At 28.7% G+C, this 2,014-nt stretch carries 1 protein-coding gene; it reads left to right on the top strand.

What is annotated here, in order from left to right; all coding sequences use genetic code 11:
• Positions 1–270 precede the first annotated feature (270 nt).
• Positions 271–1,989, top strand: a complete 1,719-nt coding sequence (locus JCM14822_RS18500) for a methyl-accepting chemotaxis protein (RefSeq protein WP_054744109.1) — start codon at positions 271–273, stop codon at positions 1,987–1,989.
• Positions 1,990–2,014 lie beyond the last annotated feature (25 nt).

Below are 2,014 nucleotides of genomic sequence, written 5' to 3'. Positions count from 1 at the left end.
TTTTTCAAAGTACAATTTATTTGTCACTTGTATTCCCTGCGACCTTTATAATATTACACCCTTCATTTACATACGTCAATACTTTTTTTATCTTTAATTAAAGATATTTTATAAGTCCTAAAATATCTTCTTTTACAACATTTAAATACACATTTTATATCATTTAATATAAATATTCTTAATTTTTTAATTTTTATTTACGATATATATTTATACACTTACTTTTACCTATTTATTAAAAATAACCATTTTATATCGGAGGGAATCTATATGTACACAACCAATTCAACTTCAACGCTTGCTACTTCGTTTCTACATTCTATAAAAACCAAATTCATCTTACTTTCTATTTTATCTTGCCTCGCAATATATCTTCTTGTTTTTACTATATTTGTACGAAATGTACGTATAAGTTTTCAAGAAAGTACTTCAAACTATATGCGTGATATCTGTTCGTCTTATTCCAATTGTTTAGATTTACTTTATATCCAAAATAATAATAAAACCTTATCAATAGATATTTTAAATCAAACTTTAGAAAATGTTGGCGTCAAGGGAATGAAGACAAGCTATGCCTATTTAGTATCAGATACTGGAACAATGTTATATCATCCTATATCTGAAAAAATTGGATTACCTGTAGAAAATACTGTTATTCAAGAATTAGTTACTAAACTTCATTCTGGAAATATTCCAGAAAACCAATTAGTAGCTTATACATTTAAAGGTATTCCAAAATTTGCAAGTTATACTATTTCTCCTATTAATCATCAAATTCTAGTTATTACACTTGATTTACCCGAATTAGATGGTGCTTTAGATACTGCTAGAACTAAAAGCTTTATTTTTTGTAGTATCGCATTATTAATTATATTTTTTATTACTTATCTTATTTCTTCTAGCATTTGTAAACCTCTTAATATACTTAAAATTATGATTGATAAAATCTCTTCTCTTGATTTAACCTCTTTTAATCTTGAAACTTCACTCTTAAAAAGAAAAGATGAAATGGGGGCTATCGCAAATTCAATGTTTCATATGCGTGAGAGGCTTCATTCTACTATTGAATCTCTATCCGTTGGTACCTCTCTCCTTAATGATTCCTCTACAAGTACTTTAGATTTAAGTTATCAAATTGCAGATATTGCTGTAAATAATTCAGCTACTACTGAAGAATTAGCTGCTGCAATGGAAGAAACATCCGCATCTTCTACAGCCGTTGGTGAAAATATAAATTCAACAACTTCTCAAATGAACTTTATTCTAGAAAAAACACAGGCAGCATTTTCATTATCACAAGAAATCATGAAACGTGCTTTAGCTCTTGAAAATTCTAATAAAGCTGCCGGCAATAAAGCTATCGAACTTTTTGAGTCTGTAAAATTCGAAAGTCGTGAGGTCCTAGAAAATGTCAATGAAGCTAAGAAAATCTCACAATTAACAGGTGCTATTATTGAAATTTCAAGACAAACCAGTCTCTTATCATTAAATGCCTCCATTGAAGCTGCTAGAGCTGGTGACAATGGAAAAGGTTTTTCAGTTGTTGCTAAAGAGATTGGAGATTTAGCTGCTGAATCAGCTAACATTACAACTACTATTACAGAGATTTCTACTAAAGTCACAAATTCTATTGATAATATGACCAATTGCCTTGATAAAGTATTAAACTTCATTGAACATACTGTCGTTCTTGATTATAAGCGCTTCATCAATGCTGGTACCCAATATCACAATGATGCATCTACAGTAATGAACCATTTAAATGAAATTAATTCATGTGCTAAAGAATTTAATACATTAACATTACAAATCAATGATTGCATTCATGGCATTAATTCTACAGTTCAAGAAAGTACTATTAGCATAAGTAATATCGCAGAAAAAACTGCTGATTTTACCAGACTTACAAATATAGCTACTGATAATGCTACAAATATTTCTAAATGTACTTCTGACTTTGAAAATCTTATTAGTCAATTTAAACTTTGAATAAATATAATAAAAAAGTGGCTCC

The sequence above is a fragment of the Cellulosilyticum ruminicola JCM 14822 genome (assembly GCF_001311925.1).
In the GTDB taxonomy this organism is placed as follows: Bacteria; Bacillota; Clostridia; order Lachnospirales; family Cellulosilyticaceae; genus Cellulosilyticum; species Cellulosilyticum ruminicola.
This window is presented reverse-complemented; position numbering and strand designations above follow the sequence as displayed.

Coding starts and splice junctions, on each gene's coding strand:
- JCM14822_RS18500 (WP_054744109.1), top strand. CDS start 271: ATGTACACAACCAATTCAACTTCAACGCTTGCTACTTCGTTTCTACAT.